Consider the following 14,488-nt stretch of genomic DNA (forward strand, 5'->3'; position numbering starts at 1 on the left):
ACGGAACAGCAGGCGAGCCCGCCGAAGCCGCACGTGAATCCGCCGCGGCGTCCGGAGCCGTCCCCGGGCTCAGGGGCTCAGTCGACGAATCGACGCGGGCCGAATGGCGCGGCGGCCGTGGCTCGCCGAAGAACGACTCGGCACTGGGAAGCCGCCGGGGCAGGATCTGGATGGTCTGGTAGGTCTCGGGGTCACCCGACTCGGGTGATGCCGACGGTGACGAGACGGAGGGCGCCTGTCCCGACGCCGACTGCCCCGACGCCGGAGAACTCGACGCCGAAGAACCCGACGGCACTGAGTCGGGCGCCACCGGCAGGGCCCGGCGCCCCGACGTCGGAGACCCGGGAACGGGAGAATCAGGTGCAGGAGACCCCTGCCCCGGCACTTCACGCGCAGACTCGCCGTCGGGCCCCGGCGTGGAACGCGGGGGCTGCTCGTCGGGACTGCGCTCGTCGCTCACGGCTGCAGCCCGAGGTCTTCCAGGCTGATGGCGGCGAAGTAGGGGTAGCCGGCCTTCTCGATGACCTCTCGGGCGCCTGTCGAACGGTCAACCACGACGGCGACGCCCACGACCTCGGCACCGACCTTCTTCAGAGCCTCGATGGCCTTGAGCGGCGAGCCGCCGGTAGTGGAGGTGTCCTCGAGCACGATGACGCGCTTGCCGGTCAGCTCCGGGCCCTCGACCTGACGGCCACGGCCGTGGTCTTTGGGCTCCTTGCGCACGACGAACGCGTCGTAGTCCTTGCCGAGGGCGGCACCCTGGTGCAGCACTGCGGCGGCGATCGGGTCGGCGCCCATCGTCAGCCCGCCCACCGCGAAGACGTCGGGGACGTCTTCGATGAGGTCGACCATGACCTGGCCGATCAGCGGCGCGACCCGGTGGTCGAGGCTGACCTTGCGCAGATCGACGTAGTACGTCGCCTTCTTGCCGCTGGTCAGCGTGAAGTCGCCGTGGAAGACGGCAAGGTCACTGATGTAGGAGATGAGCTTCTGGCGTGCATCGGTCACGGCGACCATGTTACCCGGGCGCGCGATGCGCCCTCCCGGAGTTCTCCACAGGCGCGCGGGGCGCGGTCGAACCGGCCACCCCGAGTTCCTGCGCCCGGTACCGTGGTGGCATGCGTGTCGCCACCTGGAACGTCAACTCCATCCGTGCTCGCGCGGGCCGCGTCGTCGACTGGCTGGTCCGCGAAGACGTCGACGTGCTCGGCATGCAGGAGCTCAAGTGCAAGCCCGAGCAGTTTCCGTTCGACGTGTTCGAGGCGGCGGGCTACGAGGTGCAGATGCACGGGCTGAGCCAGTGGAACGGCGTCGGCTTCGCCAGCCGGCTGCCGATGGACGACGTCGAGATCACGTTTCCGACACAGCCCGGCTTCGCCAAGGGAGTCGAGTCGCAGGATGCTCCGAAGGAGGCGCGCGCGATCGGCGTCACTGTCGACGGCGTGCGCCTCTGGAGCCTCTACGTGCCGAACGGCCGCGAGCTCGACGACCCGCACTACACGTACAAGCTCGACTGGCTCGCCAGGCTCCAGGTCGAGACGAAGGCCTGGCTGAAGGCGAACCCCGACCAGCCCCTCGCGCTCATGGGCGACTGGAACGTCGCGCCCCTCGACAGCGACGTCTGGGACCCTGCGGTCTTCGAGGGTCACACCCACACCAGCCCGCCCGAGCGGGCCGCGTTCGACGCGTTCACCGAGCCGGGCCTGCTCAGCGACGTCGTGCGCCCGCGCCTCCCCGAGGGCTACACCTACTGGGATTACAAGCAGCTGCGCTTCCCGCGCAACGAGGGCATGCGCATCGACTTCATCCTGGGCTCGAAGGCGTTCGCCGACCTGGTCACGAGCGCGCGCATCGACCGCAACGAGCGCAAGGGCGACGCTCCGAGCGACCACGTGCCGGTGGTCGTCGACCTCGAGGTCGACTCGGGCGACGACGACGACCGGCCGATGATCTTCTAGACAGGCGCTGCCTTCTAGACAGGCGCGGCCTTCCAGCCCGCTCCTACTTCAGCAGCGCGGCGACCAGCACGAGGGCGGGGACAGCCGCGATCGTCGTGATCAGCACCGTGTCGCGGGCCACGGCGACCCCGACCCCGTAGCGCTGCGCGTAGTTGAACGCGTTCTGCGCGCTGGGCAGCCCTGCCAGCACGACCGTCACGAACAGCTGCTCGTGCGAGAAGTCGAAGACGAACGCGCCCAGGATCCACGCCACGAGCGGCATCACGACAATCTTGAGTGCGCTCTCGAGCACGATCTCGCCCCGCGCCGAGCCGGCCTGCAGCGGCTTCTGGCCGTGCAGCGACATGCCGAACGAAATCAGCACGACCGGCACCGCCGCGGCCCCGATGAGCGCGAAGGGCTCGAGCACGTCGTCCGGGATCCTGACCTCGAAGACCGAGCACAGCACGCCGAGCAGCGATGCGATCAGCAGCGGGTTGCGAAAGGGGGTGGTGACCGTCTTCAGCAGGCTTCCGCGGGGCCCGGTGGCCGTCGTGATGTCCATGATGGTCAGCACGATCGGCGTCAGAACCAGCAGCTGGAAGAGCAGCACCGGCGCGACGTAGGTCGCGCTGCCGAGCACGTAGACGGCGACCGGCAGGCCGATGTTGTTCGCGTTGACGTAGGCGCCCGCCATCGTCCCCATCGCGGTCTCGGGCACGGATCGCCTCCACACCAGGCGCAGCACGACGATCGAGATGGCGCCGGCGAACAGCGCCGAGATGGTCGAGACGACGAGCACCGGCGAGAACAGCACGTTCACGTCGGCCTTCGAGATGTTCACGAACAGCAGGCACGGCGTGAGCACGAAGAAGACGAGCTGGCTCAGCACGCGGTGCCCCTGCGGGCCGAGCAGGTCGATGCGGCCGACGACGTAGCCGATCGCGATGACGGTGCCGATGATCCCGAACCCGATCAGCACTCCGCCCATCCGTCTAGTCTGCCTGAGCGGCGAGCTCCGGCCGGTCGTGCCGTAGGTTGTGACCATGGCTGAGACGGAGTTCAACGGCGCGACCTTCCACTACGAGCTGCACGAGCCCGAGAACGCAGGGGCGCAGGAACTCCGCGCAGTCGTCCTCATCCACGCCGGAGTGGCGAGCCTCCGCATGTGGGAGCCTCTCGCCGTGCCGCTCGCGAGCACCCGCCGCGTGCTCCGCTACGACACCCGCGGCTTCGGCGAGACCACCACCGCCGACGTGCGCTTCTCGGATGTCGACGACCTCGTCGCGGTGATGGACGCAGCAGGAATCGACCGCGCGGTGCTCGTGGGCGCCTCCCGGGGCGGGCGCATCGCCATCGACGCCGCCCTCGAGCACCCCGACCGCGTCACCGGGCTCGTGACGATCGGCTCGAACCCGTCGGGCTTCCCCGAGGTCGACCTGACCGAGCGCGAGAACGAGCTGTTCGACGAGCTGGACGACCTGCTTGCACGCGGCGAGAACGAGAAGCTGAACCGGCGGGAGGCGGAGCTGTGGGCGGCGGGGCCCACGAGGGACGTGCTCGAGCTGGATCCCGAGTTCCTGCGCCTGGCCTCCGAGCTCAACGCCGACAACCTGAAGCGCTTCGCCGACCAGGCCACGCCCGTGCCGCTGGAGTCGCCGGCGTACTACCGGACTGTCGACATCGAGGTGCCGACGCTGGTCGTGGTCGGCGAGCACGACCTGTCGGGCGAGCTCGCGGCGGCGGAGTACCTGCTGTCGACGGTGCCGAACTCGTCGGGTGCACGCTTTCCGGACTCGGCGCACCTGCCGAGCGTCGAGCGGCCGCAGGAGTTCGAGCGCGTCCTGACGGAATGGCTGAGCGAGAACTCCCTCTGACGGGCTAGCAGGGTCCACCGGGCGGGGGATTCCGTTGTCAGAGGTGTGACATACCATGTGACCCATGCCCCACGAGCCTCACCGCCTCCGTTCAGCCCTCACCGCCCTGGCCGGCTTCATCGCGCTCAGCGCCGTCGCCGGACTGCTAGTGTCGGTCGGCGTCGCGCCCGGAGTGGTGGTCGCCGGCCGAGCCGCAGGTGCCGCCGCGACGACGTTCGACAGCATCCCCGAGTTCATCGAGATCCAGAAGCTCCAGCAGCGCAACGTGCTCTATGCCGAGCGCGGCGGCGAGCAGGTGCCGTTCGCGACGCTGTACAGCGAGAACCGGGTCACGGTCGGCTGGGACGACGTGGCCCAGACGGTGAAAGACGCGGCCGTCGCCGGCGAGGACCACGGCTTCTACGAGCACGGCGCCGTCGACCTGACGTCTCTCGCCCGGGCCGCCGCCGGCAGCGCGCTGTCGCGAGAGCTCGGCGCGGCTGGCGGAGGGTCCACGCTGACCATGCAGCTCGTCCGCAACATCCTCGTCGCCCAGGCGGAGGCGCTCGACGACCCGGCCGAGCGCAAAGCCGCCTACAAGAAGGCCACCGAGCTCAGCACCTCGCGCAAGATCGCCGAGATGAAGTTCGCGATCGGCCTCGAGAAGCGCTACACCAAAGACGAGATCCTGCTCGCGTACCTCAACATCGCGTACTTCGGCGACAACACCTACGGCGTCGAGGCCGCCAGCCAGCGCTACTTCGGCAAGAACGCCAAGGCGCTGGCGCCGTCCGAGGCGGCGAGCCTCGTCGCGACGGTGCAGAACCCCGAGAGGCGCAACCTGTCGAGCGCCTCGCACTACAAGGCCAACAAGGCGCGGCGCGACGTGATCCTGGAGGCGATGCATGAGCACGGAAAGATCTCGGCCGCCACCCTCGGGAAGGCGAAGGCCAAGACGGTCCGGTCGTCAGTGCATCTCACCTCGGCGACGCAGGGCTGCCTCGCGGTCGGCGAGATCGGCGCCCGGCAGTGGTGCGACCTGATCCGGCGCATGGTCAAGACGATGCCCGCCCTCGGCGAGACGACCACCGAGCGCGAGCACAACTGGCGGCTCGGGGGCTACGAGATCCACACCACCCTCGACCTCGACCTCACGGCGACAGCCAAGCAGCAGGTCGACACCTACGCTCCCAAAGACGAGGTGCGGTACGACCTGGGCGGTGTCGTCGTCTCGGTCGAGGCTGATTCGGGCCGCGTGATCGTGATGACCCAGAACAAGGACTTCGACGACACCCGCGACGGCGGCGGCCCGACCACGACCGCCGTCAACTACGCGGTCGATCAGAAGTGGGGCAGCTCGACCGGGTTCCAGCCCGGGTCGACGTACAAGCCCTTCACGCTCATCGACTGGCTGAACAAGGGCCACCTGCTCGGCGAGACCGTGAACGCCACCCCGCGCGACTTCAGCCCGATGCGCATCTGCGGCGCGGCCGACTTCACGACCTTCGACCCGAAGAACGACGACTTCGGCAACCCCGGCACGGTCACCGCCCGCCAGGCGACGGCCCGCTCGATCAACACCGCCTTCGCCGCGATGGCGCAGAAGCTCGACCTCTGCGACATCCGCGACGTCGCCGCATCGCTCGGCGTCCACGCCGCCGACGGAGCCGATCTCGTCGCGTACCCGTCGTCGGTGATCGGCTCGGGCAACACGGTCGCACCGGTCACGATGGCCGCCGCGTTCGCGGGTATCGCCAACGGCGGCGTCTACTGCGAGCCGATCTACATCGACTCGATCGTCGACGGCGACGGGAAGAAGCTGGCCGGGCACCGGTCGCACTGCGAGCGGGTCATGGACGCCGGCGTCGCGGCCAAGGTCGCGTCGGCGATGCAGGGGGTCTTCACGGGCGGCACCGCGACGTCGGCCAACCCGCGCGACGGCGTGCCGATCCTGGGCAAGACCGGCACGACGGACCACGCCGAGCAGACCTGGCTCGTCGGCGGCTCGAGCAAGGTCGTCACCGCCTCCTGGGTCGGCAACATCTCGGGCCACCAGAACCAGTACCGGATCTACGGCGGGTACGGCGCGATGAACCAGCAGCGGCTCACCATCTGGCGGAACGTCCAGGCGCGCATCAACGCTGTCTACGGTGGCGACGCGTTCGCCGCTCCCGCACCCGAGTACATCGCTCCGCCGCCAGCGCCGCCCCGCGCTGACGACGCCGACGACGACGCGCCGCCCGCCGACGACACCGGGAGGTCCGACTCGGCGGAGGAATGAGCCGTGTCGGCAAAGTGAGGGAGACTGGAGGGGTGAGCCAGCTGCACGATCCCGCCCTCCACTCCTTCGCCTCTGACAACTACTCCGGCGCCCACGCCGAGGTGATCCAGGCCTTGGCCGATGCCAACGGCGGGCACGTCGGGTCGTACGGGGCCGATCCCTACACGGCACGCTTCTCGGAGCTCGTCGTGCAGCACTTCGGTGAAGGTTCGACCGTGCACCCCGTCCTCACCGGCACCGGTGCGAACGTCGTCGCCCTCCAGGCCCTCGTGCCCCGCTGGGGTGCGGTCATCTGCGCAGCCACTGCGCACATCTACACCGATGAGGGCGGAGCGCCCGAGCGGCTCGGCGGCATCAAGCTGCTGACGGTGCCGACGACCGACGGCAAGCTCACACCCGATCTCATCGACCGGCAGGCCTACGGCTGGGGCGATCAGCAGCGCCCGCAGCCCCTCGCCGTCTCGATCACGCAGACGACCGAGATGGGCACGGCCTACAGCGTCTCCGAGATCCGCGCCATCACGCAGCACGCTCACTCGCTCGGAATGAAGGTCCACCTCGACGGCGCTCGAATCGCGAACGCGGCAGCGACGACCGGCGCGACGCTGCAGCAGTTCACGCGCGACGCGGGCGTCGACGCCGTGTCGTTCGGCGGCACCAAGAACGGCCTGATCTTCGGCGAGTCGGTCGTCGTCCTCACCGACGACGAGCTCCCCGGCGTCACCTACATCCGCAAGATGGACGCCCAGCTGGCCTCGAAGATGCGCTTCGTCTCGGCTCAGTTCGTCGCTGTGCTCGAGGGCGACCTCTGGCTGCGGTCAGCGCAGCACTCCAACGCGATGGCGCAGAGGCTTCGCGACGCGCTCGTGGAGCTCCCCGGCGTCGAGGTGACGCAGCCGGTCGAGGCGAACGCCGTCTTCGCGATCCTGCCGAGGCACGTCATCGAGCCCGTCCGCGCCGAGCACCGCTTCTACGACTGGAACCGGTCGACCGGCGAGGTCCGGCTCATGTGCTCCTTCGACACCACCGAGGCACACGTCGACGCCCTCGCCGAGTCGATCCGCCGTGAGATCGAGTCGGCCCCGTGAGCATCCCCACCCCCGACCGCCCGCTCGACGAGCGGCTCCCCGATGGAGCCGTGGCCACCACCCGCCTGGCGGGCCGGTACCCGGGCCGGCACCACCCGCGCAAGGGCGACCTCGTCGCGACGGTCGTGTTCACGGCGATCCTCTACTTCATCGCCGTCGTCTACGAGATCACCGGGGCGGCACGAGCGGCCGAGCCGCAGTACTCGGTCGACGGCACGGCTCTGGCGAACACCCTGACGATCGCCGTGCCGATCATCCTCGCCGTCTTCGCGACGGTGTTCTCGGCGCTGTTCGTGCTGCGCCGCGTGCCGACGTTCTGGCTGCCGATCGTCGCCGCGATCCTGATCGTCGCCCTGTACTCGGTGACAGAAGACATGCTCGACTCGGCCGTGCTCGGCAGCCTGACACCCTGACGGACCAAGAGCCTGACGGACCGAGACCCTGACGGACCGAGACCCGGCCACCACGAGAAAGTCGATGCGTCGGCATATTCACCGGGCGTAGCCTGTTGCACGAAGCAGCACTCCTCGACGGCGAGGAGAACCACACCCCGTTCCACCGTCGGCGTCGAGGAGACAGCTATGACCATCACGAATTCATCCACCGTCCGTTCGTCCGAGACCGAGGTGCCGCTGGTCGAGCTCCTCGACGAGCGCTGGAGCCCCCGCTCGTTCGATGCCGCCGCCGAGATCACCGACGCTCAGCTGACCGCCCTCCTCGAGGCCGCCCGCTGGGCACCATCCGCCTCGAACATGCAGCCGCGCCGCTTCATCGCCGGCCGCCGCGGCACGAAGACCTTCGACACGATCCTCGCCAACCTCATGGGCTTCAACACTCTGTGGGCCGGCAATGCGGCAGCGCTCGTCGTCGCCGTCGCCGAGACCGCCACCGACGAGGGCGAAGAGCGCCGCTGGGCGCAGTACGACCTGGGCCTCGCCGTGTCGGCGATGACCGTGCAGGCCCACGCCGAGGGCCTGCACGCCCACCAGATGGCCGGCATCGAGGCCGACGGCATCCGCACGGCGTTCGATCTGACCGAGCGCTTCCTGCCCGTCACCGTCACCGCGTTCGGCGTCGTCGACGAGGCCGGCAAGCTCCCCGAGAAGCTGGCCGAGCGCGAGACGCTCCCCCGCACCCGCCTCGCCCTCGACGAGCTCGTCGTCGCCCGCGACTAGGTCCCGTCTAGCAGAACGCCGTCTCCCTCTTGGGGGGCGGCGTTCCGTCGTTGATTTGCGCGAACCTCGGCCATCTGTATTAATTACACCGGACGCAACATTCTGTCCATAAATGCAGATGAGAGGTTTTCGATGAAGAGAGTACTGGCCGCTACCGTCACTGCCGGCCTCGTCGCGGCGTTGGCGACGCCGCCCGCCGTAGCGAACGCAGCACCGAAGGCGACGACGAACATCGGCGTCCACGCGGTGTCCGTCACCCCCGCCGCCGGCGACGACTTCCTGCCGAACACCACGGGAACGCTCGCCTTCACGATCAAGCCCGCGACCGGTGCCAAGGGCCTGACCGTGAAGAAGGGGCAGAAGCTCGTCTGGGCCGCGACTCTGCCCAAGGGCCTCAGCGCGACACTGCCGGCGACGACCACCCGCGACGGCTGGACCATCTCCTTCGCCGCCAAGCCCGCCGCCGACGGCGCGACGGTCGTCACCCGCACGTCGCTCCGCACCGGCGCAGACCTCCCGAACGCCGGTGCGAGCAACGGCGGCATCAAGCTCACCGTGAACGCCGGCGCGTACGTGCCCGACACGAGCCCCCTCTCGGTGACCTTCACGCCCGTCAGCGGCTGGACCAGCTCCTCGCCGACGGGCTCCACGACCGTGCCGTTCGACGCGTGGCAGGAACTCGCCCTCGCCGGCATCACGACCGACGACCGCGACGACACCTCCGTCCGGGCCACCATCCGGGGCACCGCGACGCCCGGAGCGTCCGTCGTCATCCGCTCCACCCAGTCCAGCGACCGCTACGACACCGTGAAGGCCGGCGAAGACGGCACCTGGACGTCGACCCGGACGTGGTCGGCCACGCACACGTACCGCCTCGCGATCGAGCAGACCGACTCGCGGGGCCGGAGCGACTCGGTGACGCACGGCCCCTGGACGCCCGGCAAGGAGTGAGCGCGGGCCGGGTGGGCGAGTTCCTGCGCCCTCCCGGCTCTGCCGCCCCTGACCGCGAAGCGCGGCCCGGGTGCCCGAGATGGCCCTCGCCGTCGGCGGCACGATGTCACACCGACAGCGAGGGCCATCCCGGGGGCCGGCTGCTGTTACCTACTCGGAGTCGTCGAGGGTGGACTTCGACACGGCGAGCGACTCACCGTCGGGGGCCACATCGACGAGCACCGTGTCGCCATCGGCGATCGACCCGTCGAGCAGAGCGCGCGCCAGGTTGTCGTCGATCTGCCGCTGCATGAGGCGGCGCAGAGGCCGGGCGCCGTAGACCGGCTCGTAGCCGCGGTCGCCGAGCCAGGTCCGCGCGTTCGGCGTGACGGCGAGTTCGAGGCGGCGGTCCGTGAGGCGCTTGGCCAGCCGGTCGACGTAGAGCGAGACGATCTGACCGAGGTCGTCTTTCGTCAGCGACTGGAAGAGCACGATGTCGTCGAGGCGGTTGATGAACTCGGGCTTGAACGCCTGGCGCACCATCTCGTCGACGGCGTCGCGCTTCTGCTCGTCAGACAGCGACGGATCGGTCAGGAACTGGCTCCCGAGGTTCGACGTCAAGATGAGGATCGTGTTGCGGAAGTCGACAGTCCGGCCCTGCCCGTCGGTCAGGCGACCGTCGTCGAGCACCTGGAGCAGCACGTCGAACACCTCCGGGTGGGCCTTTTCGACCTCATCCATGAGCACCACGCTGTACGGGCGCCGGCGCACGGCCTCGGTGAGCTGACCGCCCGACTCGTAGCCGACGTACCCGGGAGGGGCTCCGACGAGCCGAGACACCATGTGCTTCTCGCCGTACTCCGACATGTCAATGCGGACCATGGCCTTGTCATCATCGAACAGGAACGAGGCGAGGGCCTTGGCGAGCTCGGTCTTTCCGACGCCGGTCGGCCCGAGGAACAGGAACGACCCCGTCGGACGATCCGGGTCGGAGATCCCCGCGCGGGTGCGCCGCACCGCCTCGCTGACGGCCTGGACCGCCTCGCGCTGCCCGATGATTCGCTGGCCGAGCTCCGTCTCGAGGTGGAGGAGCTTCTCCGTCTCACCGGCCATGAGGCGGCCAACCGGGATGCCCGTCCACGACGCGACGACCTCGGCGATGTCGGCATCGGTGACCTGGTCGTTGACCATCCGGTCACCGCCGGCCTCGAGGCTCTCGGCGTCGGCCAGGGCCTTCTCGATCTCGGGGATCGTCTCGTAGTTGATCTTGGAGGCGTCCTGGTAGCGGCCTTCGCGCATGGCCTTGTCGAGGTCGATGCGGGCCTGGTTCAGCTGGCCCTTGAGCTCGCCGACGCCCTGGAGCGCGGCCTTCTCTGCTAGCCAACGCCGATTGAGGTCGGCGTACTGCTGCTGGCGAAGGGTGAGCTCGTCGCGGAGCGATTCGAGGCGGGCCTGCGATGCGGCATCCTTCTCCTTCTGGAGCGCGAGCTCCTCGACCTGGAGCCGCACCATTCCGCGGTAGAGCTGGTCGAGCTCGACGGGCGACGAGTCGATCTCCATCTTGAGGCGGCTGCCCGCCTCGTCGACCAGGTCGATCGCCTTGTCGGGGAGCTGGCGGTTCGTGATGTAGCGATTGCTGAGGGAGGCGGCGGCGACGAGAGCACTGTCGGCGATCGTGATGCCGTGGTGCGCCTCATAGCGCTCCTTGAGGCCGCGGAGGATCGCGACGGTGTCTTCCACTGTGGGCTCGCCCACGTAGACCTGCTGGAAGCGGCGCTCGAGGGCTGCGTCTTTCTCGATGAACTGGCGGTACTCGTCGAGCGTGGTCGCGCCGATGAGGCGGAGCTCGCCTCGGGCGAGCATCGGCTTCAGCATGTTCGCCGCGGCGACGCTGCCCTCGCCGCCACCGGCACCCATGAGCGTGTGCAGCTCGTCGATGAACGTGATGACCTGCCCGTCGGACTCCGTGATCTCCTTCAGGACGCTCTTCAGGCGCTCCTCGAACTGGCCGCGGTACATCGCCCCGGCGACCAGCGCCGCGATATCGAGCGATATCAGGCGCTTGCCCTTGAGCGAATCGGCGACGTCGCCCGCGACGATCCGCTGAGCGAGGCCCTCGACGACGGCCGTCTTGCCGACCCCGGGTTCGCCGATCAGCACGGGGTTGTTCTTGGTGCGGCGGGTGAGGACCTGGCTGACGCGACGGATCTCGGAGTCTCGGCCGATCACGGGATCGAGCTTGCCGCTCGCCGCGATCGCGGTGAGATCGACGCCGTACTGCTGGAGGGCGCTTTTCTGCTTCTCGTCGGAGGCGGGTGCGCCCTGCATGTTCGCCATTCGATGGTGCCTTTCGTGATTCTTCGCAAACTTGAGTTGAACTGACTCAAGTTTAGCCGCGACTCGCCTGCTCGACTAGGGTCAACTTCGTCGACCCTTGCAGTATTCACATTCCTGGCGTAACATTTTAGATATTCATGCCCGAGCCGCCGTATGCGGCCCGAACGAAAGATTTTAACTTGTCAAAGAAAATCCTTAGGGGCCTCGGGGCAGGCGCCCTTGCGGCCGCCACTGTCGCCTCTGGCCTGAGCTTCGGCCCCGCTAGCGCACGCGCCGCCATCTCCGAAGCTCCCCTGTCCTCTCCAGCTGCTCTGGAGCCCGTTGCCGCAAAGATGTACGCCCAAGTCGCTGGATCCTGGTACACGTCCAGCTCCGGTGTCTACGTCTCGAAGGTCAACACGAAAGCCGAGGCAATGTCCAAAGCTGCCGACTTGCTCCTCTATCCAATGGCTGACGGAGCCTTCAACATGAGAGTTGCCAGCTCTGGAGCGTGCCTCGCTCCTGCTGGTTACAAGAACGTTGGCGTAATCGGCGACAACAGCGGCGGTTGCGGAATGACTGGAGACTGGAAGATCGATGCGGCCGGCCGCCTATCCGCCACAAAGAGCGAGACTTACATAACTGGGCCAGTCACGATCGATGGCACGATGTGGTGGAACCGAGCGAGCACCGGCCCTGCTGCCGACTTCACGGGCATCCGCTTCGGTATGACGGCAGGTCTCGAAGACACAGACCTCGTGAACCGAACGGCGAAGCTGACCGGTGCTGCAAAACCTGATTCCACCGTCGTGATCGATGACAACCAAGAAGTCGATGTCGACAGCGATGGCAATTGGTCCGCTGTACTTGAGGACCTGAACTACGGCAAGAACTCTACCCACCTCGAGAACTGGGGTGACGGTAAGAAAATCTCCGAGCTCGACTTCATGTTCGACCTCGACGTCGCCGCCGTGACCGGCACCGCTTCCGCGACGACCACCGTTACCGACGACGTGACGATCGCCGGCACCGGCGAGAAGAACGTGGACATCACCATCACCGACGAAGACGGCAAGACCGTCGCCACCACCAAGACGGACTCCGAAACTGGCCGTTACGAGCACACCGTCGCGGCGCCTAACGCCAGCGGCGCCCACACTTTCACGGTCACCCAGTCGATCAACGGAACCGACGCCGGTTCCACATCGGTCGAGTTCATCTACGGCGCCGCGACGACCATCACATCCCCGGTCGACAACTACGTTCACCCGGGGGGCACCCTGACCTTCTCCGGTCGGGGCGAGCCCCAGGCGCAGGTTCGCATTCAGGAGGAGGGCAAGACTGGGATCCTCCAGGGCGGCCACGTTCTCTCATCGGGCGCCTGGAGCCTCCGCGTCGCCGAGCTCTCGAACGCGAAACACACCCTCGTCGTCACTCAGACCGGCAAGGGCAACAACATCACCACCGCCACCCTCGTCCTGAACCCCGACGGCACCGTCGACCCGGGTGATGGTGAGGGCGAGATCACCGCGCCGACCGTGGAGTCCCCCGGAAACAACTCCAACGTCACCACCTCCCGCCCCGTCTTCACCGGCCACGGCCACCCCGGCGCGACCGTGAAGATCGGCTACGGCCCCAACTCCACCATCGGCACCGCCACGGTCGACGCCGACGGCGAATGGACCGCCAACCTCACCTCGGGCCTCGCCCTGGGCCGATCGACCCTCATCGTCACCCAGACCTCCGGCAAAGACACCCAGACCCTCACCCACATCGTCAACCGCGTCGCCGCCGAGGCCCCGTTCCGCGTGACCTCCCACACGAACAACGAGAACTACGCCGAGGGCATGACGACCTTCCGCGGCACCGCCGCGGTCGGCGCCACGATCCGCGCCGTCAACCAGTGGGGCACCGTCATGGGCACCGACACCGCCGACGGCACCGGCAACTGGGCGTTCAACCGCAACCTCGGACCCACCACCACCGGCTACGACATCACCTTCACCGCCACGAAAGACGGCCGGACCGAGACCACGCAGCTGCACCTGAACTACCAGGGCGTCATCGCCTTCCAGGTCACCAGCCCGGCGAACAACTCCACCTACGAAGTCGGCAACGCCACCTTCCGCGGCAAGGCGTCGCCGAACACCGTCGTCACCGCCGTCAACCAGTGGAACACCCGAATGGGCACCGCCACCGCCAACCTCGACGGCGACTGGGCCTTTTCGCGCAACCTCGGCCCCACCACCGCCGGCTACGACATCCGCTTCACCGCCACCAAGGGCGACGACGTCCAGCGCTCCACGCTGCACATCAGCCAGGCAGTCACGAACGTCCCCGTCGAAGTCACCTCGATCGCCGACGGCGCCACCTACACGCCCGGACTCAACATCCTCCGCGGCACCGGCACCCCGAACGCGACCATCACCGCCGTGAACGCCAAGAACGGCTGGAACGTCGCCATGGGCACCACCAAGGTCACCGCCGACGGCACCTGGGCACTCCCCGAGCGCAACTGGGGACCCTCGAACGACTACGAGATCAAGGTCACCCAGACCAACCCCGACAAGACGACCAGCACGACGATGGTCAACATCTTCGCCCCCGTCTTCAAGGACCTCGAAGTCACCGGCGTCACCACCGGCGCCGAAAACGGCCCCGGCGCCATCTTCGCCACCTTCACCGGCACCGCCACCCCCGGCGGCAGCGTGACCATCAAGTCCGCCTCCACCGGATCGCCTTACCAGACCGTCGAGGTCAACCCCCAGGGCCAGTGGACCGCGACCCGCACCTGGAACGCCACCCACACCTACAACCTGATCTTCGACCAGGTCGCAAAGGACGGCAAGACCGACAGCGTCAACTACGGCACCTGGACCGCCACCACCCCCCCCAAGTAACACCC

General features: G+C 68.1%; 11 protein-coding genes. 8 read left to right on the plus strand and 3 right to left on the minus strand.

Annotation, left to right across the window (positions count from 1 at the left end; all coding sequences use genetic code 11):
* Positions 1 to 456: 456 nt before the first annotated feature.
* Positions 457 to 1,008 (minus strand): orotate phosphoribosyltransferase, encoded by a 552-nt coding sequence (gene pyrE, locus EDF46_RS07790; RefSeq protein WP_199738230.1) that lies wholly within the window; start codon positions 1,006 to 1,008, stop codon positions 457 to 459.
* A 110-nt stretch (positions 1,009 to 1,118) separates the two neighbouring features.
* Between pyrE and EDF46_RS07795 the strand changes: the two genes are divergently transcribed.
* On the plus strand, positions 1,119 to 1,958 hold the full coding sequence (locus EDF46_RS07795; protein ID WP_123505695.1) for an exodeoxyribonuclease III: 840 nt from the start codon (positions 1,119 to 1,121) through the stop codon (positions 1,956 to 1,958).
* Between the two features lie 43 nt (positions 1,959 to 2,001).
* Here the strand turns inward: EDF46_RS07795 and EDF46_RS07800 are convergent, their stop codons facing one another.
* Entirely contained in the window at positions 2,002 to 2,928 is a 927-nt protein-coding gene (locus tag EDF46_RS07800) for an AEC family transporter (RefSeq protein WP_123505696.1), read from the minus strand.
* A gap of 55 nt (positions 2,929 to 2,983) precedes the next feature.
* On the opposite strand from EDF46_RS07800, the gene EDF46_RS07805 reads away from it, so the two are divergent.
* From EDF46_RS07805 to EDF46_RS07830, 6 genes are all read left to right on the plus strand, one after another.
* A complete protein-coding gene (locus tag EDF46_RS07805) occupies positions 2,984 to 3,814 on the plus strand; it encodes an alpha/beta fold hydrolase (protein WP_123505697.1) in 831 nt (276 codons plus the stop codon).
* A 64-nt stretch (positions 3,815 to 3,878) separates the two neighbouring features.
* The gene (locus tag EDF46_RS07810) at positions 3,879 to 6,074 is read left to right on the plus strand and encodes a transglycosylase domain-containing protein (RefSeq protein ID WP_123505698.1); all 2,196 of its coding nucleotides are present in this window, start codon (positions 3,879 to 3,881) and stop codon (positions 6,072 to 6,074) included.
* On the plus strand, positions 6,071 to 7,162 hold the full coding sequence (locus EDF46_RS07815) for a low specificity L-threonine aldolase (RefSeq protein ID WP_123505699.1): 1,092 nt from the start codon (positions 6,071 to 6,073) through the stop codon (positions 7,160 to 7,162). Before EDF46_RS07810 ends, EDF46_RS07815 begins: the two co-directional genes overlap by 4 nt.
* A complete protein-coding gene (locus EDF46_RS07820) occupies positions 7,159 to 7,575 on the plus strand; it encodes a hypothetical protein (protein WP_123505700.1) in 417 nt (138 codons plus the stop codon). The genes EDF46_RS07815 and EDF46_RS07820 overlap by 4 nt, the downstream gene beginning before the upstream one ends.
* Before the next feature lie 168 nt (positions 7,576 to 7,743).
* Positions 7,744 to 8,337 carry a nitroreductase family protein gene (locus tag EDF46_RS07825; RefSeq protein WP_123505701.1) on the plus strand — a complete coding sequence of 198 codons (594 nt, stop codon included), beginning with the start codon at positions 7,744 to 7,746 and terminating at the stop codon, positions 8,335 to 8,337.
* Positions 8,338 to 8,469: 132 nt separating this feature from the next.
* Complete coding sequence (locus tag EDF46_RS07830) at positions 8,470 to 9,288, plus strand: hypothetical protein (protein WP_123505702.1); 819 nt, start codon at positions 8,470 to 8,472, stop codon at positions 9,286 to 9,288.
* A 150-nt stretch (positions 9,289 to 9,438) separates the two neighbouring features.
* Here the strand turns inward: EDF46_RS07830 and EDF46_RS07835 are convergent, their stop codons facing one another.
* The gene (locus EDF46_RS07835) at positions 9,439 to 11,604 is read right to left on the minus strand and encodes an ATP-dependent Clp protease ATP-binding subunit (RefSeq protein ID WP_123505703.1); all 2,166 of its coding nucleotides are present in this window, start codon (positions 11,602 to 11,604) and stop codon (positions 9,439 to 9,441) included.
* A 737-nt stretch (positions 11,605 to 12,341) separates the two neighbouring features.
* On the opposite strand from EDF46_RS07835, the gene EDF46_RS07840 reads away from it, so the two are divergent.
* Complete coding sequence (locus EDF46_RS07840) at positions 12,342 to 14,483, plus strand: Ig-like domain-containing protein (protein WP_148061169.1); 2,142 nt, start codon at positions 12,342 to 12,344, stop codon at positions 14,481 to 14,483.
* The last annotated feature ends 5 nt before the right edge of the window (positions 14,484 to 14,488 follow it).

This window comes from Frondihabitans sp. PhB188 (assembly GCF_003752365.1).
Taxonomy (GTDB): domain Bacteria; phylum Actinomycetota; class Actinomycetes; order Actinomycetales; family Microbacteriaceae; genus Frondihabitans.